General features: G+C 71.3%; 20 protein-coding genes and 1 pseudogene. 15 read left to right on the plus strand and 6 right to left on the minus strand.

Translation table 11 applies throughout. From position 1 onward, the window contains the following. Positions 1-161: 161 nt before the first annotated feature. Together ybaK and LWF15_RS23050 are read right to left on the minus strand one after the other, a co-directional pair. Positions 162-680 carry a Cys-tRNA(Pro) deacylase gene (gene ybaK, locus LWF15_RS23045; RefSeq protein ID WP_232812985.1) on the minus strand — a complete coding sequence of 173 codons (519 nt, stop codon included), beginning with the start codon at positions 678-680 and terminating at the stop codon, positions 162-164. A gap of 24 nt (positions 681-704) precedes the next feature. Further along, complete coding sequence (locus LWF15_RS23050) at positions 705-1358, minus strand: LON peptidase substrate-binding domain-containing protein (RefSeq protein WP_232812986.1); 654 nt, start codon at positions 1356-1358, stop codon at positions 705-707. Positions 1359-1426: 68 nt separating this feature from the next. On the opposite strand from LWF15_RS23050, the gene hisD reads away from it, so the two are divergent. Continuing rightward, the gene (hisD, locus tag LWF15_RS23055) at positions 1427-2752 is read left to right on the plus strand and encodes a histidinol dehydrogenase (protein WP_232812987.1); all 1326 of its coding nucleotides are present in this window, start codon (positions 1427-1429) and stop codon (positions 2750-2752) included. Further along, positions 2752-3270, plus strand: a complete 519-nt coding sequence (locus tag LWF15_RS23060) for a DUF1697 domain-containing protein (protein ID WP_232812988.1) — start codon at positions 2752-2754, stop codon at positions 3268-3270. The genes hisD and LWF15_RS23060 overlap by 1 nt, the downstream gene beginning before the upstream one ends. On the opposite strand, the gene LWF15_RS23065 is transcribed toward LWF15_RS23060, so the two are convergent. Together LWF15_RS23065 and LWF15_RS23070 are read right to left on the minus strand one after the other, a co-directional pair. Beyond that, the gene (locus LWF15_RS23065; protein ID WP_232812989.1) at positions 3247-3825 is read right to left on the minus strand and encodes a TetR/AcrR family transcriptional regulator; all 579 of its coding nucleotides are present in this window, start codon (positions 3823-3825) and stop codon (positions 3247-3249) included. The genes LWF15_RS23060 and LWF15_RS23065 overlap by 24 nt on opposite strands. Before the next feature lie 54 nt (positions 3826-3879). Continuing rightward, entirely contained in the window at positions 3880-4779 is a 900-nt protein-coding gene (locus LWF15_RS23070) for a hypothetical protein (protein WP_232812990.1), read from the minus strand. Between the two features lie 164 nt (positions 4780-4943). On the opposite strand from LWF15_RS23070, the gene LWF15_RS23075 reads away from it, so the two are divergent. Beyond that, entirely contained in the window at positions 4944-6083 is a 1140-nt protein-coding gene (locus tag LWF15_RS23075) for a histidinol-phosphate transaminase (protein ID WP_232812991.1), read from the plus strand. Positions 6084-6216: 133 nt separating this feature from the next. Beyond that, a complete protein-coding gene (gene hisB / locus LWF15_RS23080; protein WP_232812992.1) occupies positions 6217-6816 on the plus strand; it encodes an imidazoleglycerol-phosphate dehydratase HisB in 600 nt (199 codons plus the stop codon). Positions 6817-6870: 54 nt separating this feature from the next. Here the strand turns inward: hisB and LWF15_RS23085 are convergent, their stop codons facing one another. Next, on the minus strand, positions 6871-7818 hold the full coding sequence (locus LWF15_RS23085) for a LysR family transcriptional regulator (RefSeq protein WP_232812993.1): 948 nt from the start codon (positions 7816-7818) through the stop codon (positions 6871-6873). Between the two features lie 94 nt (positions 7819-7912). On the opposite strand from LWF15_RS23085, the gene LWF15_RS23090 reads away from it, so the two are divergent. The 7 genes from LWF15_RS23090 to LWF15_RS23120 all read left to right on the plus strand — a co-directional run bounded on the left by LWF15_RS23090 (position 7913) and on the right by LWF15_RS23120 (position 17186). Beyond that, the gene (locus tag LWF15_RS23090) at positions 7913-8608 is read left to right on the plus strand and encodes a succinate dehydrogenase cytochrome b subunit (RefSeq protein ID WP_232812994.1); all 696 of its coding nucleotides are present in this window, start codon (positions 7913-7915) and stop codon (positions 8606-8608) included. Position 8609: 1 nt separating this feature from the next. Next, positions 8610-10613, plus strand: a complete 2004-nt coding sequence (locus LWF15_RS23095; RefSeq protein ID WP_232812995.1) for a fumarate reductase/succinate dehydrogenase flavoprotein subunit — start codon at positions 8610-8612, stop codon at positions 10611-10613. Between the two features lie 18 nt (positions 10614-10631). Further along, positions 10632-11411: a succinate dehydrogenase/fumarate reductase iron-sulfur subunit gene (locus LWF15_RS23100; protein WP_232812996.1), complete on the plus strand. Its 780-nt coding sequence runs from the start codon at positions 10632-10634 to the stop codon at positions 11409-11411. Positions 11412-11471: 60 nt separating this feature from the next. Next, entirely contained in the window at positions 11472-12119 is a 648-nt protein-coding gene (gene hisH, locus LWF15_RS23105) for an imidazole glycerol phosphate synthase subunit HisH (RefSeq protein WP_232812997.1), read from the plus strand. A 790-nt stretch (positions 12120-12909) separates the two neighbouring features. Continuing rightward, entirely contained in the window at positions 12910-13665 is a 756-nt protein-coding gene (gene priA / locus LWF15_RS23110; protein ID WP_232812998.1) for a bifunctional 1-(5-phosphoribosyl)-5-((5-phosphoribosylamino)methylideneamino)imidazole-4-carboxamide isomerase/phosphoribosylanthranilate isomerase PriA, read from the plus strand. Positions 13666-13670: 5 nt separating this feature from the next. After that, on the plus strand, positions 13671-14405 hold the full coding sequence (locus LWF15_RS23115; protein ID WP_232812999.1) for an SseB family protein: 735 nt from the start codon (positions 13671-13673) through the stop codon (positions 14403-14405). Between the two features lie 63 nt (positions 14406-14468). Then, positions 14469-17186 (plus strand): ATP-binding protein, encoded by a 2718-nt coding sequence (locus tag LWF15_RS23120; RefSeq protein WP_232813000.1) that lies wholly within the window; start codon positions 14469-14471, stop codon positions 17184-17186. Here the strand turns inward: LWF15_RS23120 and LWF15_RS23125 are convergent. Further along, positions 17158-18219 carry a class I SAM-dependent methyltransferase gene (locus tag LWF15_RS23125; RefSeq protein ID WP_408623830.1) on the minus strand — a complete coding sequence of 354 codons (1062 nt, stop codon included), beginning with the start codon at positions 18217-18219 and terminating at the stop codon, positions 17158-17160. The genes LWF15_RS23120 and LWF15_RS23125 overlap by 29 nt on opposite strands. A gap of 478 nt (positions 18220-18697) precedes the next feature. Between LWF15_RS23125 and infC the strand changes: the two are divergent. From infC to LWF15_RS23145, 4 genes and pseudogenes are all read left to right on the plus strand, one after another. Further along, a pseudogene (gene infC, locus LWF15_RS38210) lies at positions 18698-19235 on the plus strand (translation initiation factor IF-3); the annotation flags it as partial. 859 nt (positions 19236-20094) lie between these two features. Next, positions 20095-20289 carry a 50S ribosomal protein L35 gene (gene rpmI, locus LWF15_RS23135; protein WP_232813002.1) on the plus strand — a complete coding sequence of 65 codons (195 nt, stop codon included), beginning with the start codon at positions 20095-20097 and terminating at the stop codon, positions 20287-20289. Between the two features lie 64 nt (positions 20290-20353). Next, on the plus strand, positions 20354-20734 hold the full coding sequence (rplT, locus tag LWF15_RS23140; protein ID WP_232813003.1) for a 50S ribosomal protein L20: 381 nt from the start codon (positions 20354-20356) through the stop codon (positions 20732-20734). Between the two features lie 43 nt (positions 20735-20777). Further along, positions 20778-21785 (plus strand): TrmH family RNA methyltransferase, encoded by a 1008-nt coding sequence (locus LWF15_RS23145; RefSeq protein WP_232813004.1) that lies wholly within the window; start codon positions 20778-20780, stop codon positions 21783-21785. Positions 21786-21845: the final 60 nt, after the last annotated feature.

The following is a 21845-nucleotide window of genomic DNA, read 5'->3' on the forward strand; positions in this document are numbered from 1 at the left end:
GGCCCGTGCCGTCCTGGGCGGCGGGAGTCCGGTGACTGCGCAGGCTCGTGCTGTCCTGGGCGGCGGGAATCCAGTGACTGCGCAGGCCCGTGCTGTCCTGGGCGGCGAGAATCCAGTGACTACACAGGCCCGTCCCGACCTGTGCGACGAGAAACCAGGAACTACTCAGCCCGTCCGATCGGAGCCGTCCGGGCGCGGGTCAGGCGCACCAGGTCGTCCGGCGCCAGCTCCAGGTCCAGCCCTCGCCGACCGCCGCTGACGAACACGGTCGGATGCTCCAGGGCCGAGGCGTCGACCACCGTGGGCAGGGCCTTGCGCTGCCCGAGCGGACTGATCCCACCCACCACGTAGCCGCTGCTGCGCTCGGCCGCCGCCGGGTCGGCCATCGCCGCCTTCTTCCCGCCCGCCGCCGCGGCCAGCGCCTTGAGGTCGAGCTGCCCGGTCACCGGCACCACCGCCACCCACAGCCCGCCGTCGATGTCGGCGAGCAGCGTCTTGAACACCCGGGACTCCTCCACCCCGAGCGCACCGGCGGCCTCGGACCCGAACGAGACCCGCGGTGCGGACGAGGCCCGGCTGCGGTCCTCCGCCTCGAACGTGTGCACGGTGAACGGCACCCCTGCCCCGGTCAGCAGCTTCACCGCCGGGGTCGACGCACCTGCATCCTTCTTCTTCGCCACGCCGGTGATTCTGGCGTACGGAGATCAGTTCGGGGTCGGAGGCTCTTTCAGCAGCTCCACCGCCGGCAGCGAGTTGAACGCGTTCAGCAGCCCGATCTCCCGCCGCAGCAGCGACAACTCGGCGGTGAGCCGGTCGTGCGTGGTCGGCGCCTCCAGCAGGGCCTGGCGTTCCGGCAGCTCCAGCACGGCCGCCGCGGCCACCAGGTACGACAGCACCCGGGGCTCGGTCGGCACCCCGGACTGCTCCACCCGCAGCCGGTCGCGGTAGGCAGCGAAGCGCAGGCCCACCAGCTCGGCGGCGGCATCGATGTCACCGGGGCCGTCCGGTTCCCCGATGAAGTCGACCAGGCCCGTGTGGTACGGAGTCTCGGCGGCGGCGTCCAGCCCCTGCAGCGAGAACCGCATCTGGCCCACCGTGACCAGGTCGTAGCGACCGTCGTCGTACGGCGTCACCTCGCGGATCTGCGCCGTGCAGCCCACCGGGTACAGGCCCTCCAGGGTCTCCGGGTCGCCGCCGGGCCGGGTGGCCACCACGCCGAAGTGCCGCGGCGCGCCCTCGGGCAGGTCGAGCAGCGCGGCGATCAGCAACCGGTAGCGCTGCTCGAAGATGTGCAGCGGCAGTACCAGACCCGGCACCAGAACGGTGCTGAGTGGAAAGAGAGGAAGCCGGGTCGCCACGGGACCAAACTAGTCAAACATGCAGCCTCCGCGTCCCGGGCCGATGGGACGCACTTAGACTGACCGCCGTGATCCGCCGACTTGACCTGCGTGGCCAGCAGCTGACCTCCCGTGACCTGAGGGCCGTGGTGCCCCGCGCCGAGCTGGACGTGGAGCAGGCGCTCGCCGTCGTCCGCCCGATCGTCGAGCAGGTGCGCGAGCACGGTGTGGCCGCCCTGGTCGAGCTGAGCGAGAAGTTCGACGGCGTGCGGCTGGACTCGGTCCGGGTGCCGGCCGAGGCCCTCACCCGGGCGCTGGCCCAGCTCGACCCCGAGGTGCGGGCCGGCCTGGACGAGTCGATCCGCCGGGCCCGCCTGGTGCACGCCGACCAGCGCCGCCACGACACCACCACCAAGGTCGTCGACGGGGGCACGGTCACCGAGCGCTGGGTGCCGGTCGACCGGGTGGGTCTCTACGTGCCCGGCGGCCGGGCCGTCTACCCCAGCAGCGTGGTGATGAACGTGGTTCCGGCGCAGGAGGCCGGCGTTCCCGGCATTGCCGTCACCAGCCCGGCGCAGCGCGACAACCCGGCCGGTTTCGAGGGTCTGCCCAACCCCACCATCCTGGCCGCCTGTGCCCTGCTCGGCATCGACGAGGTCTACGCGGTCGGCGGGGCCCAGGCCGTGGCGATGTTCGCCTACGGGGCGAAAGACGCCGCCGGCACCTGGATCTGCGAGCCCACCGACCTGGTCACCGGTCCGGGCAACATCTACGTCACCGCGGCCAAGCGGCTGCTGCTCGGGGTGATCGGGATCGACTCCGAGGCCGGTCCCACCGAGATCGCCGTGCTGGCCGACGACAGCGCCGATCCCGAGCACGTGGCCAGCGACCTGATCAGCCAGGCCGAGCACGACCCGCTGGCCGCCGCGGTCCTGGTCACCGACTCCACCGAGCTGGCCGCGCAGGTGGAGGAGGCGGTCGCCCGGCGGGTGGCGGCCACCAAGCACACCGAGCGGGTCACCACCGCGCTGTCCGGGCCGCAGTCGGCGATCGTCCTGGTCGACGACGTCGATCAGGGCCTGAAGGTGGTCGACGCCTACGCCGCCGAGCACCTGGAGATCCAGACCCGCGACGCCGACGCGGTGGCCGCCCGGGTCCGCAACGCCGGGGCGATCTTCGTCGGTGCCTATTCGCCGGTCAGCCTGGGCGACTACTGCGCCGGCTCGAACCACGTGCTGCCGACCGGGGGCTGTGCCTGCTTCTCCAGCGGCCTCAGCGTGCAGTCGTTCCTGCGGGGGATCCACGTGGTCAGCTACGACCGGGCGGCGCTCGAGGGGGTGGCCGGGCACGTGGTCGCCCTGGCCAACGCCGAGGACCTGCCGGCCCACGGCGAAGCCGTCACCGCGAGGTTCTGATGCGGGTGGCCCTGCTGCTGCGCGGCGTCAACCTGGGCGGGGCCCGCAGGCTGCCGATGGCGGATCTGCGGGCGCTGCTCACCGAACTCGGGCACACCGAGGTCAAGACGCTGATGGCCAGCGGTCAGGCCGTGGTCAGCACCGACCGGGACCCGGCCGAGGTCGCCCAGGAACTCGAGAGCCGGCTTCAGCAGCAGCTGGGCCTGACCACCGACGTGTTCGCCCGCACCGGCGCCGAACTCGCCGCGATCATCCAGGCCAATCCCTTTCCCACGGCCGACGAGGACGGGGCCCGGCACGCGGTGGTTTTCATGCACCGACCCGTGCCCCCGGCCCAGCTTCCAGCTGCCCAGGAACCGGACGAGCTCATCGCCCACGGCACCGAGCTGTACCTGCGCCTGCCCAACGGCTTCGCCGACAGCAAGCTCTCGATCGCCGTGGGCAAGGTCAAGAGCGCACCCGTCACCACCCGCAACTGGAACACGGTCAAGAAATTAGGCGCGCTGACCCAGCCGTAGCCCGTCCATCAGCAGGTCGAGCACCCGCCCGGCCTGCTCACGCTGCTCCGGCGCGGCTGCGGCCATGGTGATCGCGCTGATCGAGAGCAGCACGTCCTCCGGCCGCACGTCGCTGCGCAGCGTGCCCGCCGCGGCCCCGGCCTCGAGCAGCCGCCGCACCGCCGCCGTCATCCGGTCACGGCTGGTGGCGTAGGGATTGCGCCCGGAGGCGACGACTGCCCGCAGCGCCTCGGCCATCTCCCGCTTGGTGCTCATGTAGTCGAAGAACCGGTCCATCCAGCGGCGCAGCGCCTGGTCGGTGGGCAGGGCGGCCAGCAGGTCCTCGGCCGCGTCGCACAACTTGGCCAGCTCGTTGCGGTACGCCGCCTCGACCAGCTCGTCGCGGCTCGGGAAGTGCCGGTACAGCGTACCGATGCCCACGCCCGCATCCTTGGCGATGCCCTCCAGGGAGGCCTCGGGCCCCTCCCGGCTGAAGGCCTGAACCGCGGCCTGCAGCAACCGTTCCCGGTTGCGCCGGGCGTCGGCGCGCAACGGCCGTCCCGCGGTCTCGCTCACCCGGACACCTCCCACCGGAAAAAAACCATTGTTACCCAGGGCGAAACCTTTTGTTCAGCGTGGCGTCTTGCCCCGGACCACGGTCATCGCCGCCAGCGTCGAACGGTCTGGCACCCGGTTCTTCTCGTACGCCCGCAGCGCCTCCTCAGGGGAGAAGCCGGCCGCCCACCAGTCGGCCGGGTGAATGCCCTCCGGCCCGGCCAGGCGGGCAACCGCTCGCCAGCGTTCCCAACGGGTGCTCGGGTCGTGGTCCCCCTCTTCGTACCGAGCGAACAGCAGCGGAGCCTGGGCGGGGTGCGAGATCCAGCCTGCGGTCTCCCATTCCGGCACCTCATGGATCCAGCGGCTGCTCAGCACCGAGTCGATCCGCTCCCGGAACATGCTCGGGTCGACCCCGCCCCGGGCGCGCACCGCGGTCTCGAACAAGGTGAACGGCACGTAGCGGCGGGCCTGCGGGAACGCGGTGCCGGGATCGATCCCCAGCGGGGAGGTCAGGTACGGCTCCAGAACCTTCATGATGCTGGGGAGGCCGAGCCAGCGCAGTTCGGTGCTGGTGACCCCGGTCAGCCACGCCCGGTCGCTGGGGCGGATCCGCGCCCAGGCAACCAGTTCGCCGAAGGGCAGCTCATTGCGCCGGGGTAGGTCGGGCCGGGTCGGCGGGGGATACCAGCGGCGCTCCCAGGCGTCCGGGTCCGGGTTCTCCTCGGTGATCGCCACGGGGTTGGGCACCAGCAACCGGGGACGCTCGAACCGCACCAGGCGCCGCAGATCGGCCGGGGTCCAGCCGAGCGCGGTGAGTTCGGCAGCCTCATCCTGGGTAAGCACCCGCGACAACAGGTAGGCCTCGGTCCGATCCTCGCCGGTCATTCGCTGGAGGGCGGCCGCCTGCCGCGGGCGTCGCAGCGCCCACGCGGCCGCGAGCACGGTGATCCGGCCGGCGCCGACTTCGTCCACGACCCACCCTCCTGTCTCGATAGGTTCCGCGCGACCCTGCGGATCATGCCAGGCCACTGGGGTATCAGCGGCAACGTGGAGCCAGAGTGTGCACCAAGCGCGACCCGGAGTCCGACCTCGGGCGACCGGAGGGGGGAACGAAAGAGGTCAGTAGACTCCCGCCCGTGAGCAACGACTCCCGGGACGAGGTCCTCGCCCGCCTGCCCCTGCGTGACGACCTGCGCGGTCTCACCCCGTACGGCGCGCCGCAGCTCGAGGTCCCGGTCCGGCTGAACACCAACGAGAACAGTTACGACGTTCCCGGTGAGGTGGTCGCCGCGATCCTCGACGCCGTCCGTAAGCAGGCCCGCCACCTGAACCGCTATCCCGACCGCGAGTTCACCGAACTGCGCGAGGACCTGGCCAACTACCTCGGCCACGACCTGGAACGCGACCAGCTCTGGGCCGCCAACGGCTCCAACGAGGTGCTCCAGCAGCTGCTGCAGGCCTTCGGCGGGGCCGGCCGCCGGGTGCTCGGGTTCTCACCCAGCTACTCGATGCACTCGATCATCGCCACCGGCACCGGCGCCACCTGGATCGACGGCCACCGCGGCCGGCCCGGTCAGGCGGCCGACGACCCGAACCAGTTCGACCTGCACGTCGAGCAGACCGTGGCGCAGATCGAGCAGCACCGCCCGCACGTCACGTTCCTCTGCTCGCCCAACAACCCCACCGGCACGGCGCTCGACCTCGAGGTGGTGCGGGCCGCGTACGACGCCACCGACGGCATCGTGATCGTCGACGAGGCCTACGCCGAGTTCGCCCGTCCGGGCACCCCGAGTGCCCTGACGCTGCTGCCCGGTCGTGAGCGGCTGGTCGTCACCCGCACCATGAGCAAGGCGTTCGCCCTGGCCGGAGCCCGCCTCGGCTACTCCGCCGCGCACCCGGCGGTGCAGGACGCGATCCGCCTGGTGCGCCTGCCCTACCACCTCTCCTCGCTCACCCAGGCCGCCGCCCGCGCCGCGCTCTGGCACTCCGACGTGCTGCTGGACACGGTCGAGGCGATCAAGGCCCAGCGCGACCGGATCGTCACCGCCACCCAGGAGCTCGGCCTGAAGCCGGCCCCCAGCGACGCCAACTTCGTTCTGGTTGGTGGTTTCGCCGATGAGAAGGCGGTGTGGCGCTCGCTGCTCTCGCGGGGGGTACTGATCCGCGACAACGGTCTGCCCGGCTTCCTCCGGGTGACCGCGGGCACGGAGGGGGAGACCACGACGTTCCTGGACGCTCTCGCCGACTCCCTGCTCGACGTCCCGCTCCCTGCCTAGAACAAATTGCAGACGTCGGTGCGCGCCGACCGGGGTACGGCACCTCGGTGCCGGTTCCCCGGTTGGGTGCCCGCGGACGTCCCCCATTAGGTTTTCGAGAAGACCCACCCGACGCACGCCCCGAGGAGAACCGATGTCCCGCACCGCCCGGATCGAACGGACGACGAAGGAGTCCAGCGTCGTCGTCGAACTGGACCTGGACGGCACCGGCAAGGCAGAGATCTCCACCGGGGTGGGTTTCTACGACCACATGCTGAACAGCCTGGCCAAGCACTCGCTGATCGACCTGTCCGTGCAGTCCACCGGGGACCTGCACATCGACGCGCACCACACGGTCGAGGACACGGCGATCGTGCTGGGCGACGCGCTGAAGATCGCGCTGGGCGACAAGGCCGGGATCCGCCGCTTCGGCGATGCGATGGTGCCGCTCGACGAGGCGCTGGTGCAGGCCGTGGTCGACGTGTCCGGCCGGCCGTACTGCGTGCACACGGGGGAGCCCGAGGGGCAGCAGTTCGTGCTGATCGGCGGTACCTACATCGGTTCGCTGACCCGGCACGTGTTCGAGACCATCTCGCACCACGCGGCCATCGCCATGCACATCCGGGTGATGGGCGGTCGCGACCCGCACCACATCGTGGAGGCGCAGTTCAAGGCGCTGGCCCGCGCGTTGCGCGTTGCGGTCGAGCCCGACCCCCGCGTCACGGGTATCCCCAGCACCAAGGGTTCCCTCTGACCAAAAGCCCGAACCAACTAGGGACGTTTGTGAGCCTGAGTCTCACAAACGTCCCTAGTTTGTGGTTGAGGGGGCGATGAGCTCGGTACCGGGCGGGAGCGTGCCATCAACGGAAGCGCTGCCCAGGTAGCCCAGAAGTTCTGCGCGTAGTTCCTGCGCTGCCCGGGAGGGCTGAGCGCCCCGGCGGTGGGCCAGACCGATCGTGCGCGACAGACCCGGAGCGGCAATGGGTGTGACCCGGTGGGTGGACCGCCCGGCGACAACTGTGCTGGGTACCACCGCCAGTCCCAGCCCCGCCTCGACCATGCTCAGCACCGCGTCCATCTCTCCGCCCTCCACAGCGAGTGACGGGGCAAAACCCGCTCTACGGCAGGCGCCCACGGTTACGTCGCGCAGTTCGTACCCGTTGCGGAACATCACCAAAGGACGTCCGCGCAGCTGTGCGATGGCAATCGGACGCCCGTCGGTGGGAGCCGGCTCGCGGGGAGACGAAACGACCACCAGGTCTTCCCGCAGCAGGGGCACGGTCTCCAGCGCCGGGTCGTCGGAGTGCAGTGGAAGTACGAGCAACGCCAGATCGATCAGCCCGGAGGCGGTCTTGGCCACCAGGTCGCGGGAGCCGCTCTCCTCCAGCACCAGCCGGATCGCGGGGTAGCGGCGGCGATAACGCCTGGCCACCTCCGGCACCAGACCGGTGAGCAGACTCGGGGTGGCGCCCAGGCGCACCCGCCCGCTGCGCAGTTCGATCAGCTCGCGCACCTCCTGCTGCGCGGTCTCCACATCGGCGGTGATCCGCTGGGCGATCGGGAGTAACGCCTCGCCCGCCGGGGTAAGCGTGATGTTGCCGCGCACCCGGTCGAAAAGATCCGTGCCGAGTGATGCTTCCAACGCCCGGATCTGTTGCGACAGCGAGGGCTGGGCGATCTCGAGGAGCTGGGCCGCCCGGGTGAAGTGCTTGGTTTCCGCGACAGTGAGGAAATACACGAGCTGCTGTAGTTGCACGAGCACAGCGTAACCAGGTTCATAGGTTCTCCCTATCGAGATCCAACGCTTCATCTCTTGGACCTAATCAGCCTCTAGGGAATACCTTTCCCGCGTGGTAGAGACGCTGAGCAAGAACCCGCGAGTGACGGGATTCGGCAGCCTGCACCGCTCGACCATCGGGCGGAAGATGATCATGGCGGTCTCCGGACTGGCCATGCTCGGGTTCGTCGTCGCGCACATGATCGGGAACCTGAAGGTCTTCTTCGGGGCGCCGGAGTTCAACGAGTACGCGCACTGGCTGCGCACCCTCGGCGAGCCGGCCCTGCACGAGTCCTGGTTCCTCTGGATCATGCGGATCGGCCTGATCGTGGCGCTGGTCGCGCACTTCTGGGCGGCGATCACGCTGACCCGGCACGACGCGAAGGCCCGGCCGGTGAAGTACCAGGCCCGGCGCAAGGGCGGTTACGCCACCACGCTGATGCGCTGGGGCGGCGTCACCCTGGCCCTGTTCATCGTCTACCACCTGCTCGACATGACCTTCGGGACGGTGAACCCGAGCGACTCCAAGGAGCCCTACGCGCGGGTCACCGCCAGCTTCCACGAGTGGTACAACGTCGTCTTCTACACGCTGGCCATGGGTGCCCTGTGCATGCACATCTGGCACGGCCTCTGGAGCGCCGCGAACACCCTGGGCTGGAACCGTGCCACCACGGCCTCCCTGCGCACCCTCTCGAGCGTGGTCGCGGTGGCCATCGCGCTCGGCTTCCTGATCGTTCCGTACAGCGTCGTCTTCGGATGGGTGGATTGAGATGGCAGACCTGTCCAAGATTCTCGGTAAGGGCAGCGGCCTCGTCGGCGAGGGCGAGTTCTACTCGGTCGGCGAGCCGATCGCCGACGACAAGGCCCCCGACGGTGACATCGAGACCCGCTGGGAGCGGCGAAAGTTCGCCTCCAAGCTGGTGAACCCGGCGAACCGGCGCAAGCACAAGGTGATCGTGGTCGGCACCGGCCTGGCCGGCGGCGCCGCGGGCGCCAGCCTCGCCGAGCAGGGCTACCACGTGGTGCAGTTCTGCTTCCAGGACTCGCCCCGCCGCGCGCACTCGATCGCCGCGCAGGGTGGCATCAACGCCGCGAAGAACTACCGCAACGACGGCGACTCGATCTACCGGCTGTTCTACGACACGGTGAAGGGTGGCGACTTCCGGGGCCGGGAGTCGAACATCTACCGCCTGGCCGAGAACAGCGTGAAGATCATCGACCAGTGCGTGGCCCAGGGCGTGCCGTTCGCCCGTGAGTACAGCGGCCTGCTCGACACCCGCTCGTTCGGCGGCGTGCAGGTGCAGCGCACCTTCTACGCCCGCGGCCAGACCGGCCAGCAGCTGCTGATCGGCGCCTACCAGGCGCTGTCGAAGCAGATCGACGCCGGCAACGTGGAGATGTACGCCCGCCACGAGATGCTCGACCTGGTCATCGTCGACGGCCGGGCCCGCGGCATCGTGGCCCGCAACCTGGTCACCGGTGAGCTGTCCACGCACCTGGGCGACGCGGTGGTGCTCGCCACCGGCGGCTACGGCAACGTCTTCTTCCTCTCCACCAATGCCAAGGGCTCCAACACCAGCGCGATCTGGCGGGCGCACCGGCGCGGGGCCTACTTCGGCAACCCGTGCTACACGCAGATCCACCCCACCTGCATCCCGCGCTCGGGCGACCACCAGTCCAAGCTCACCCTGATGAGCGAGTCGCTGCGCAACGACGGCCGGATCTGGGTGCCCAAGCAGATGGGCGACAACCGCCCGCCGGAGCAGATCCCCGAGGAAGAGCGCGACTACTACCTGGAGCGCATCTACCCGGCGTTCGGCAACCTGGTGCCGCGTGACATCGCCTCTCGCGCAGCCAAGAACGTCTGCGACGAAGGACGCGGGGTCGGTCCCGGTGGGCAGGGGGTCTACCTCGACTTCGCCGACGCGATCAAGCGGATGGGCGAGGCCACCGTGCGGGAGAAGTACGGCAACCTCTTCGACATGTACGCCCGGATCACCTCCGAGAACCCGTACAAGCAGCCGATGCGGATCTACCCGGCCGTGCACTACACGATGGGCGGGCTGTGGGTCGACTACGACCTGCAGACCACCATCCCCGGCCTGTTCGCCGCCGGTGAGGCCAACTTCTCCGACCACGGCGCCAACCGGCTCGGTGCCTCGGCGCTGATGCAGGGCCTGTCCGACGGCTACTTCATCCTGCCCACGGTGCTGAACAACTACATCGGCAGCAACAAGTTCGCCCCGGTGGCGGCCGACGCCCCCGAGGTGGCCGAGGTCGAGACGCTGGTGAAGGAGCGGATCGACAAGCTGCTGTCGATCAACGGTGACCGCACGGTCGACTCCTTCCACCGTGAGCTCGGCCAGATCATGTGGGACTACTGCGGGATGGCCCGCAACGACGCCGGGCTGCGCAAGGCGATCAGCGAGATCCGGCACCTGCGCGAGGAGTTCTGGAAGCGGGTGAAGGTGCCCGGCACCGGCGCCGAGCTGAACCAGTCGCTGGAGAAGGCCAACCGGGTCGCCGACTTCATCGAGCTCGGCGAGCTGATGTGCATCGACGCGCTGATGCGGGAGGAGTCGTGCGGCGGGCACTTCCGTGAGGAGAGCCAGACCGCCGAGGGCGAGGCCGAGCGGCAGGACGACAAGTTCTCGTTCGTCGCCGCCTGGGAGTACGCCGGCCAGGGCCGCTTCGGCGGTACCCAGGAGCCGGTCCTTCACCAGGAGGACCTGGTCTTCGACTACGTCCACCCGGCTCAGCGCACCTACGCCTGATCTTTCGAAAGGTACGTGATGAAGCTCAAGCTCAAGATCTGGCGCCAGAAGAACGGTGACGACGCCGGCGGCATGGTCGCGTACGACCTCGACGGGGTCTCGCCCGACATGTCCTTCCTGGAGATGCTCGACACGCTCAACGAGCAGCTGATCATGGACGGCGAGGACCCGGTCGCCTTCGACCACGACTGCCGGGAGGGCATCTGCGGCAGTTGCGGCGTGGTGATCAACGGTGAGGCCCACGGGCCCGAGCAGACCACCACCTGCCAGCTGCACATGCGCGCCTTCTCGGACGGCGAGGAGATCATCATCGAGCCGTGGCGCGCGGCCCCGTTCCCGGTGATCAAGGACCTGGTGGTCAACCGCGGGGCGCTGGACCGGATCATCGGGGCCGGCGGTTACATCACCGCCCCGACCGGCTCGGCGCCGGAGGGCAACAGCACCCGGATCCCGAAGCCGGACGCCGACGCGGCCTTCGCCAACGCCACCTGCATCGGCTGCGGCGCCTGCGTCGCGGCCTGCCCCAACGGCTCGGCCTCGCTGTTCGTCTCGGCCAAGGTCACGCACCTGAACCTGCTGCCGCAGGGCCAGCCGGAGCGCACCTCCCGGGTGCTGGACATGGTCGAGCAGATGGACGCCGAGGGCTTCGGCGGCTGCACGAACACCGGGATGTGCACGGTCTCCTGCCCGAAGGAGATCCCGTTCATGAGCATCACCAACCTGAACAAGGAGTACCGCCGGGCGGTGCACCAGTCGAACAAGGCCCGGGCCGTCCAGGCCAAGCCCAACCCGTCCTGATCGTGGGGTTGCACCCCGGTGGTCACCGGGGTGCAACCCGCGTTCATTAGACTCCTGGGCATGAGCTCACCCCAGGTCGTCGTGCTCGACTACGGCTCCGGCAACGTCCGGTCGGCCGTCCGGGCGCTGGAGCGGGCCGGTGCGACGGTCGAGCTCACCGCCGACTTCAAGCGCGCCCAGGCGTGCGACGGCCTGGTCGTGCCCGGCGTCGGGGCCTTCGCGTCGGTCGCGGAGCAGTTGCGGGCCGTCGGCGGCGACCGGTTGATCGGCCGGAGACTGGCCGGAGGACGTCCGGTGCTGGGTATCTGTGTCGGCCTCCAGGTGCTCTTCGACAAGTCGGTGGAGTTCGGCCGCGAAGACGTGCCCGGCCTGGGGGAGTGGCCCGGCACCGTAGAGCTGCTGCCCTCCACGGTGGTGCCGCACATGGGCTGGAACACGGTCGACGTGCCGGAGGAGTCGGTGCTGTTCAAGGGCATCGAGCGGGAGCGCTTCTACTTCGTGCACTCCTACGCGGTGCAGAAGTGGGAGCTGCCCGACCCGGGCGACCCCCTGGCCACCCTGAAGCCCCCGCTGGTCACCTGGTCCGAGCACGGCGGGCGGTTCGTGGCGGCGGTGGAGAACGGCCCCTTGTCGGCGGCGCAGTTCCACCCGGAGAAGTCCGGCGACGCGGGGATCCAGCTCCTGCGTAACTGGCTGGGCACCCTCTAGTTCTCCTGCCCGCCCTGACTTCGCATGATCGCGGCGTCGGTGCTGCGGCCGGGGAAGGGTCAGGGGCCGGGTGAGGCGGGGGACCGGGTGAGGCCAGGGACCGGGTGAGGCCAGGGACCGGGTGAGGCCGGTGAGGTTCGTGCGAGCCGTGAGGAATGTCGGCCCGTCGGCAGAGGGTCGTGAATGTGCCGCAGGTCATGACGAGTCGTTGTCCCCGGTGGATACCTCGCGGCGGTGCTCGGGGTCGCCGGCGGGCACCCGCGGCCCGCGTCCGCCCAGGATCGGATGACAAAAGTGGTCCATAGAGCCACTTTTGTCATCCGATCCCGAGCGCCGCGCTTTTGTCATCCGATCTGGGCCGGGTACGCCCGCCTATCCATCGACCTTCGGGCGATAACAGGCCGCGAGGTCAGAGAAGTGTTCCTGCGAGACGGTTCAGGCGGGCAGGCCGCCCCCACTGAGCATGCCGTCCGGACCAGGCAAGCCCGTCTGAACCGAGCCCGCCGTCCGGACCGAGTACGCCGTGCGGACCGAACATGCCGTCCGGACCGAGTGCACCGTCTGCCGCACTGAGCCGCCGTCCGCAGGGCCACTCACCCCCGCAGGGCCCCCCAATTGACCCGCCTAGGGCCCACCTCTCCACCCCGATGCCGATAACAGGCCATCGAGCCGGTGTGAGGAACGGGCTGCCAGCGTCCTCTGCGAGGGCGCGGTAGCGTGGCGGCCGACTTTCTCCACCGGCTCGGCTGCTCCCGGGCCCGGTGGTACCGCAGCGAAGGGGTTCCCAACCATGTCCGAAGCCGAAGCCGCCCCTCCGGGCAAGCTCGAACTCCTGCCCGCCGTCGACGTGGCCGACGGCCAGGCCGTGCGCCTCACCCAGGGCGAGGCCGGCAGCGAGACCGGCTACGGCGACCCGCTCGAGGCCGCGCTGGCCTGGCAGAAGGCCGGGGCCGAGTGGCTTCACCTGGTCGACCTGGACGCGGCGTTCGGGCGGGGGAGCAACCGTGAGCTGATCACCCGGGTCTGCGCCGAGCTCAGCGGCCTGGGGGTGAACGTCGAGATGTCCGGCGGCATCCGCGACGACGCCAGTCTGCAGGCCGCCATGGACACCGGCTGCCGCCGGATCAACCTGGGCACCGCGGCGCTGGAGAAGCCGGAGTGGACCCGCGACGCGATCGCCGAGTTCGGCGACCGGATCGCGGTTGGCCTGGACGTGCGCGGCACCACCCTGGCCGGCCGGGGCTGGACCAAGGAGGGCGGCGACCTCTGGGAGGTGCTGGCCCGCCTCGACGAGGACGGCTGCGCCCGGTACGTGGTCACCGACGTGACCAAGGACGGCACCCTGAAGGGCCCGAACCTCGATCTGCTGGCCGAGGTCTGCCGGCGCACCAGCAAGCCGGTGGTGGCCTCGGGCGGTATCTCCAACCTCGACGACATCGCCGCCCTGCGGGCCCTGGTCAAGGTCGGCGTGGAGGGCGCGATCGTCGGGAAGGCGCTCTACAGCGGTGCTTTCACCCTCGAGCAGGCGCTGCACGTAGCCGGGTGAACGGGATGAGCCACGACAACACCGGTAACACCGCCGACTCGGCCGGGGTGCCCTGGTCGGGCCGGACCCTGACCGCGCAGCCCTTCCCGGGTGACGACGGCTCCGCCGACCCGGCCCTGCTGGCCGCCCTCGAAGGGGGCGACCTGGTGGCGATCACCCGGGCCTGGGCCCTCACCCGGGCGATGGTCCCGATCGTGGCCGTGCTCGGTGAGGACGAGGCCGAACTGGTCGCCGCGCAGGGCGACAAGAGTGCCGACATGGCCCTGGTCACCCTGGTCGACGAGGACGAGGCCAAGGTGCTGCCGGTCTTCACCAGCGTCGCCGCCCTGCAGACCTGGAACGCCGAGGCCCGGCCGGTGCCGGTCGAGGCGGCCCGGGCGGCGCAGGCGGCGGTGGTGGAGGAGTGCCCCCGCGTCGTCATCGACCCGGCCGGTGCCTCGGTCGTGCTGCCCCGCCCCGCGGTCTGGGCAGTGGCCCAGGGACGCGACTGGGTGCCCCCGGCCGAGGACCCGGACCTGCTGGCCGGCATCGCCGCCCTGGTGCGGGCCGTGCCCGAGGTGAAGGCCCACCGCTGCGAGCCGGACGGGGTGGCCGGTCTGATCGTGGTGCTCGGCCTGCCGCCGGGCCTGGAGCGCGATCAGGTGCGGGCCACCACCACCCGGATCGGCGAACTGCTGCTCACCGACCAGATGGTCACCGAACGCACCGACTCGGTCCGGCTGGCCGTCCGCTCGGTCTGAGAACAGACCTCCTCTTCGGGCTTGGTCCAGCACGGGCGGAGCCGGCCGGGGCACAATCTGCTCATGGCCGCTCCGGCAGGCATCTCAGACCGGGAGAGCGAGGTGCTCGCCGCGGTGGGCGAGCACCTCACCAACGCCGAGATCGCCGCGCGCCTGTTCATCTCGGTGCGCACGGTGGAGAGCCACGTCTCCTCGCTGCTGCGCAAGCTCGGCGCCGAAGACCGCCGGGCCTTGGCCGGTCTGGCCCGCAGTGGCGTCCGCCGGGCGACAACGACCTTGCCCACGCCCCTCACCCCCTTCGTCGGACGGCAGGCCGAACGATCGTCGTTGCGCACCGCCCTCACCGCGCACCGGCTGGTGACGGCCGCCGGGCCGGGTGGGGTGGGCAAGACACGTCTGGCGCTGAGTGTCGCGGCCGAGATGAAAGACGTTTTCGCGGACGGGGTCTGGTACGTCGACCTGGTCCCGGTGGTGGATCCGCAGATGATCGCACCGGCCATCGCGCAGGCTCTGGGGCTGGGGGAGCGTCCGGGCGGTAGCGCGGCCGACGGGGTGGTGGCCTGGCTGGCCGGTCGGCAGACGCTGCTGGTGCTGGACAACTGCGAGCATCTGCTCGACGGCGTGGTGGTGCTGGTGGAGCGGCTGCTCGCGGCCGGCCCCGGACTCACCGTGCTGGCCACCAGCCGGGCCCGCCTGCTGGTGCCGTTCGAGCAGGTGTTCCCCGTGCCCGGGCTGACGATCGAGACCGATGCGGTGGAGCTGTTCTACGGGCGGGCGGCGGCCTCGGGCAGCCCGGTCGATCCGGGCGACCGAGCCGGGCGGGAGAGGGTGGCCGGGCTCTGCCGGGCGCTGGACGGAATGGCCCTGGCGATCGAGCTGGCCGCCGCGCGGCACGCGTCGCTGGGGTTGGACGGGCTGGAGAGCGGACTGACCGACCGGCTGAGCGTGCTCACCGGCGGGCGGCGGCTGGACGACCGGCACCGTTCGCTGCGCACCACGCTCGACTGGAGCCACGCCCTGCTCGACGATCCGGTCCAGGCGGTGCTGCGCCGCTGCTCGGTGTTCGCCGACCCGTTCACCCCGGAAGCCGCTGCGGCCGTGATCGGTCCGGGGAAACCTGAGTCCGCCCTGGCCACCCTGGCCGAGCACAGTCTGCTGGTGGCCGTCCCCGGGCTGGAGGGGATGCGCTACCGGGCGCTGGAGACGGTCCGGCAGTACGGCGCCGACCTTCTGGAGGAGGCGGGGGAGACCGACCAGGTACGCACCCGGCACCTGTTCTGGTGCCTCGAACAGCTCGGCGAGATCCGGTTCGACCTCATCGCCAACGAGATCCGCAGCGCTCTGACCTGGGCCGCCGACCAGCCCCAGCACCGCGCCCCGGCCTTCCGGCTGGCGATCGGCATGGCCGAACTCAGCTTCGTCCGGGGGATGCCCGCCGAGTCTCAGCGCCGCTACGAACAGGCCGCCGCTCTGGCCGACTCCGACGCAGTGGCGGCCGACGTGTTCCGCAGCGCGGCCGGCGCCGCCGAGGCCCGGCACGTCGGTCTCGACGCACTGAGGCTGCGCCACCTCGCCGCCGAGGCCGCGATCAGGGCCGGTGACCACGCCGGAGCCGCTGGGGACCTGGCCCGCAACGCCGAACTGATCAATCGTGGGCCGGGCCTGATGGCCACCGAGCCGCCCGAGGGCGAGGTGCGGCGGCTGATCACCCGGGGCTGGGAGCTGGCCGGCGACGACCCGGCCGCCCGGGCCCGGCTGCTGATCGCCGAGGCCTGCGAGCGGCCGATCGCCGAACCGGGCACCCTGCGCCGCATCGAAGAGGCCCTGGTCCTGGCCCGCCGAACCGCCGACCCGCTGACCGAGAGCGCCGCTCTCGACCAGCTCACGGCGGTTCAGGCGGCCTCGGGCGACGTACGCGCGGCGGCCGCCAGCGCGTTCCGCCGCACCGAACTGCTGGCCCCGCTGCCGATCCGCTCGGTGGCCGCCCTCGAGATGTTCGACAGCCTGCAGATGGCGGTCGACGGAGCGGTCGCCGCCGGTGACCTGGCCGGAGCCCGCACCCTGGCCGAACGCCTGCGCGATCTGCCGTTCTACCGCGAGGAGGGGCACCTGGCCTCGGCCCGGCTGATGCTGGTCACGGTGTTCTCCGGCGACTGGGACCAGGCCGTCGCGCTGGCCGACGGCTTCCGCGCGGGCTGGGACCGGGCCGGGCGCCCTCAGGCGGGCAACTTCAGCCGGGCCGCCTACGCCGCGGCCGCCATGTACGGGCTGCGGGGCGACGAGACCAACCGCACCGCATGGCTCGGCATCGTGGACGCCCTGGCGACCCCGGGACGTCCTATGTCGATGATCCACGCGGGTGAGTTCTTCGACGCCGAACTGCTCCTGCACCAGGGCCGCCCGGCCGAGGCGGTGCGGTTGCTGGCCACCCCGCCGGAAGAGCTGACGACGTGGTTCAACGGGCTGTGGCGCCCCTGGTACGCGGCGCTCTGGGCCGAGGCCGGGGTGCTCGCCGAGCTCCCCGGAGCGGCCGGCCGGATCCAGCGGGCCCGGACCTGCACCGGCGGCAACCCGCTGGCCGCCGCCCTGGTCGACCGAGCCGCCGAACTGCACCAGGGCGGCAGACCGCTGCACGAGGGCCACGACCGGTTGCAGGCCGTGGCCGCAGCCCTGCGCAGCTATCGCTACCAGTGGGCCCGCACCCAGGCGATGCTGGGCGACACCACCGAACTGGCCCGGCTCGGGACCACCCCTATGGCCTGGCCTCCAGCACGATGTTGAACGGTGTCTCGGTGGCCCGGCGCACCGAGCTGAACCCGGCCTCGGTCAGCACCGCGGTCAGCGCCGCCGGCCCGGCCTGCGCGCCGAGCCCCAGCCCGACCTCCTGCGCCAGCGAGCCGGGCGTGCAGATCGCCGTGGACAGCCCGTAGTAGGTGCGCCCGACCGGGTTCAGGTTGTTCTCCAGGCCGTCATCGGCGTTCGGCTCGACCAGCATCAGCGTGCCGTCCGGGGCCAGCGCCCGGTGGATCCGGCGGGCGGCGCCGACCGGGTCACCCATGTCGTGCAGGGCGTCGAACAGGCAGACCAGGTCGTACCCGGCGCCCGGCACCTCCTTGGCCGCGGCCACCTCGAACCGGGCCCGGTGGTCCACGCCGGCCTCCTGGGCACTGCGCCGGGCCTGCTCGATCGAGGGCTCGTGCAGGTCGAACCCGGCGAAGGTGGAGCGCTCGAAGGCCTGCGCCATGATCACCGTGGAGGCGCCCTGCCCGCAGCCCACGTCGGCCACGCTCGCTCCGGCCCGCAGCTTGGCCACCACCCCGTCGAGGGCCGGCAGCCAGCTCTCCACCAGGTGCGCGGCGTAGCCGGGACGGAACAACCGCACCACCCCGGAGAACAGCCGCCCGTCGTGCTGGTGCCAGCCGATCCCCTCGCCGCTGCGGAAGGCCGCGGCCAGCAGGTCGTGATCGGCGTAGCAGGAGGCGATCGCCTCGAACGCGCCGCCCAGGAAGACCGGGCTGGTCTCGTCGGCCACCACCATCGCCTGCTCGGCCGGGAGCTCGAAGGTGCCCTCGGCCGGGTGGTACACCACGTAGCCACCGGCCGCCTGGTTGGCCAGCCACTCGCGCACGTAGCGCTCGGCGGTGCCGGTGCGCCCGGCCAGCTCGCCGGGGGTGATCGGGCCGGCGTCGGCCAGGGCGCGGTACAGCCCGAGCCGGTCGCCGAGGTGCAGCATCAGCCCGGAGATGGCGGCGCCCATGTCGGTGACCGCCTGCCCCACGAACGCGTGGAGCCGGGATTCGTCGACTGAAGAGATGGTCACGGGAGGTCCCCTCGCAGTGGTGCCGGTCCCCCTCGGACCGGCCTCGGTACGAGACTGCTCGGCGGCCCGGGCCGGCGGCATCCGTGCCCACCACGGATCCCGGACGTCCGTGGTGAGCACCCAGGGGACGTGCGGTCGCGGGCACCTCGACGGGGCTGCTACTCTGGTCCACTGACCGACCGAGTCCCGTCACGAGCCCGCCCCAACCGGCGAGTTCACCGACAGGGCCCGGTGCGCCAAGTGGAGTCTCTCCCACCCGGCGCCGTCGCCCCGGAAGGTTCGGGGTGAAACGGCTTCGGGTCCCGGTCCGCTCCTCCCGACCAGGAGGAGTCACCTCGCCGTACCTGGCGGGGCTGTACGGCGACGGAACAATCGTCTGCCGTAGAACCGTTGATGAGGCTCCCGAGCGCCTGCGACCGGGAGCCTTCTCCTGTTTGCCGGCGGTCTCCGAGACCGTACGAAGGAGTAACACATCAGCGAGCCCCGGATCAACGACCGTATCCGCGTCCCAGAGGTGCGGCTGGTCGGCCCCAACGGGGAGCAGGTCGGCATCGTCCGGGTCGAGGACGCGTTGCGTCTCGCCCAGGAGGCCGACCTCGACCTCGTCGAAGTCGCGCCCCAGGCGCGGCCGCCGGTCTGCAAGCTCATGGACTTCGGCAAGTTCAAGTACGAGTCCGCGATCAAGGATCGCGAGGCCCGGAAGAACCAGGCCCACACGGTCCTCAAGGAAATCAGGCTCCGGCTGAAGATCGACCCGCACGACTACGAGACCAAGAAGGGTCACGTCGTTCGGTTCCTCGAGGCCGGTGACAAGGTCAAGGTCATGATCATGTTCCGTGGTCGCGAGCAGTCGCGCCCGGAGATGGGCTACCGCCTGCTGCAGCGGATGGCTGCCGACGTCGCCGAGGACGGCTACGTCGAGAGCAACCCCAAGCAGGACGGCCGCAACATGGTCATGGTGATCGGCCCGCACAAGAAGAAGGCCGAGGCCAAGGCCGAGCAGAAGGCCGGGCTGGACGAGGAGCGGGCTGCCCGCGCCGAGCGCCGCCGTGAAGAGGCGGCCCTGGCCGCCGAGAAGACCGCTGCTGTCGCGGCTGCCGCTGCTGCCGAGATCGTCGGCGAGAGCGACGACGAGCCGATCTTCATCAAGCGCACCACGCCGCCGCCGGCTGCCGCCGCGCCCGCTGCCTCCGGTGCGCCGTCCTCCTACTCCTCCCGCCCGTCCGGCGGTCCCGGTGGCCCCCGTGGCGACCGTCCGTCGTACGGCGACCGCCCGTCCGGCCCGCGTGGCGACCGTCCGTCGTACGGCGACCGCCCGTCCGGCCCGCGTGGCGACCGTCCGTCCTACGGCGACCGTCCCTCCGGTCCTCGTGGCGAGCGTCCTTCGGGTCCGCGCCCCTCGGGCGACCGTCCCGGTGGGCCGACGTCCCGTCCGGCTCCGAGCGGGGCTCCGCGTCCGGCTGCGGCCGGTCCGAGCCCGCGTCCGGCCGCCGCGCCGGGCGGCTCCGCCCCGGCTCCGGGGGCCCGTCCCAACCCGGGTCCGGCCGGTCCGCGGCCGACCCCGGCCGGGATGGGGCCGCGCCCCACGCCCGCCGGGATGGGCCCGCGTCCCACCCCGGGTCCGCGACCGACCCCGGGCCCCGGCCCGCGTCCCGGCCCGCGTCCCACCCCGGGACCCGCGGCCGAGACGAAGCCCGCGGAGGAAGCCGGCAAGCCGGCGTCCTCCGAGCAGGAAGCGGCAGCCGACGCCTGACGGCTGCCGACGTAAGCCAGGCACCGGGCGGCGGCCTTCACCGGCCGTCCGCCCGGCGCCGACACACCTTCCGCGTGCCGGAGTGCCCGCTCGCGGATCGATGAGGAGACACAGACGTGCCGAAGAACAAGACGCACAGCGGTGCGAAGAAGCGGTTCAAGGTGACCGGCAGCGGCAAGCTCATGCGTGAGCAGACCAACCGCCGTCACAACTTCGAGAGCAAGCCCTCGAGCCGCACCCGCCGCCTGGCGTCCGACGAGCCGGTTGCCCCGGGCAACCTGCGCGCCGCCAAGCGCCTGCTCGGCCGCTGACCTTCCCTTTTCCGTAACCCCCGTCGCCGGTCCCGGCCGGTGATCAGAAACAAGGAGTACTCACGTGGCACGCGTGAAGAGGGCAGTCAACGCCCAGAAGAAGCGTCGCGAGGTCCTGGAGCGCGCCAGCGGTTACCGCGGCCAGCGCTCGCGCCTCTACCGCAAGGCCAAGGAGCAGGTCACCCACTCGCTCGTCTACTCCTACCGCGACCGTCGTGCGCGCAAGGGTGACTTCCGCAAGCTGTGGATCCAGCGCATCAACGCCGCGTCCCGCGCGAACGGCATGACGTACAACCGCTTCATCCAGGGCCTGAAGGCTGCTGAGATCGAGGTCGACCGTCGCATGCTGGCCGAGCTGGCCGTCAACGACGAGGCCGCCTTCGCGGCCCTGGTCGTGCTGGCCAAGGCCGCCCTCCCGGCGGCCGCCGAGACCTCTGCGGCCTGAGCTCCTCGCCGCCCGTAGCGGGCAGCGGATGCAGCGAAGCGAAATGACGACGGAACGCCCGGCGCCCGAGGCGCTGTCCAATCCCCGGTCCGACCGGGTGAGGGCAGTGGCCCGGCTGTCCGGGCGTTCCGCACGTCTGCGGGCCGGCCGGTTCCTGGTCGAGGGTCCGCAGGCGGTGCGGGAGGCAGTGGCCGAACAGCTGGCCAGAACCAACCTGAAGACGTCCTTCACGAGCGATCGGCGCAGTGCGCCGGAGGCTCCCGGCGGGTTGCGCGAGCTGTACGCCACCCCCGAGGCCGCCCAGAGGCACCCCGAGATTCTGCACGCGGCGGCCGAAGCGGGTGTGCCCGCGCGCCCCGTCACCGACGAGGTGCTCGCCGCCATGCTGGCCGGGGCCGGAACCACCACGCCGCAAGGGCTGCTGGCGGTCTGCGACCTGATCACCGTGCCCCTCGAAACCGTGCTGGCGGCCAGACCCCGCCTGGTGGCGGTGCTTTCGCAGGTTCGTGACCCGGGCAACGCCGGCACCGTGATCCGGGCCGCCGACGCCGCCGGGGCCGACGCCGTGGTACTCACCGACGCGAGCGTCGACGTGCACAACCCCAAGTGCGTACGTTCCACCGCCGGAAGCCTTTTCCACCTCCCGATCGTGGCCGGGGTACCCCTGGCCGAGGCCGTGCAGCAGCTGAAGGCCCAGGGTGTGAGTGTGCTGGCGGCCGACGGCGCCGGTAAGTACGACCTCGACGTGCTGGCCGACGACGCCGAGGACCGCGCGGTCCAGCCACCCACCGACCGCCGCCCACAAACGTCCGTAATCGGTGATCCCTGGCTGGAGAACCCGGTGGCGTGGGTGTTCGGCAACGAGGCGTGGGGCCTGCCCGAGACCGACCGCGAACTGGCCGACGCCGTGGTGCGGGTGCCGGTGCACGGGCGGGCCGAGAGCCTCAACCTGGGCACGGCCGCCACGGTGTGCCTGTACGCCACCGCCCGCGCGCAGCGTCGCGAGCAGCGCCGGCAGGAACGATTTACCAAGGCGGACCCGGCCCGCTGAACAGCCCCCGGGTTCCGCCGTTCCTCACTCCTGCCCGAATATCCACTGGCCACCGTCTGA

The organism is Kineosporia rhizophila (assembly GCF_021277265.1).
GTDB classification, from domain to species: domain Bacteria; phylum Actinomycetota; class Actinomycetes; order Actinomycetales; family Kineosporiaceae; genus Kineosporia; species Kineosporia rhizophila.

Bases quoted from the DNA above. Each gene is read 5' to 3' on its own strand.
- LWF15_RS23095 (WP_232812995.1), top strand. From the start codon at position 8,610: ATGGCAGACCTGTCCAAGATTCTCGGTAAGGGCAGCGGCCTCGTCGGC.
- LWF15_RS23060 (WP_232812988.1), top strand. From the start codon at position 2,752: ATGCGGGTGGCCCTGCTGCTGCGCGGCGTCAACCTGGGCGGGGCCCGC.
- LWF15_RS23115 (WP_232812999.1), top strand. From the start codon at position 13,671: ATGAGCCACGACAACACCGGTAACACCGCCGACTCGGCCGGGGTGCCC.
- hisH (WP_232812997.1), top strand. From the start codon at position 11,472: ATGAGCTCACCCCAGGTCGTCGTGCTCGACTACGGCTCCGGCAACGTC.
- LWF15_RS23120 (WP_232813000.1), top strand. From the start codon at position 14,469: ATGGCCGCTCCGGCAGGCATCTCAGACCGGGAGAGCGAGGTGCTCGCC.
- LWF15_RS23100 (WP_232812996.1), top strand. From the start codon at position 10,632: ATGAAGCTCAAGCTCAAGATCTGGCGCCAGAAGAACGGTGACGACGCC.
- priA (WP_232812998.1), top strand. From the start codon at position 12,910: ATGTCCGAAGCCGAAGCCGCCCCTCCGGGCAAGCTCGAACTCCTGCCC.
- hisB (WP_232812992.1), top strand. From the start codon at position 6,217: ATGTCCCGCACCGCCCGGATCGAACGGACGACGAAGGAGTCCAGCGTC.
- LWF15_RS23145 (WP_232813004.1), top strand. From the start codon at position 20,778: ATGACGACGGAACGCCCGGCGCCCGAGGCGCTGTCCAATCCCCGGTCC.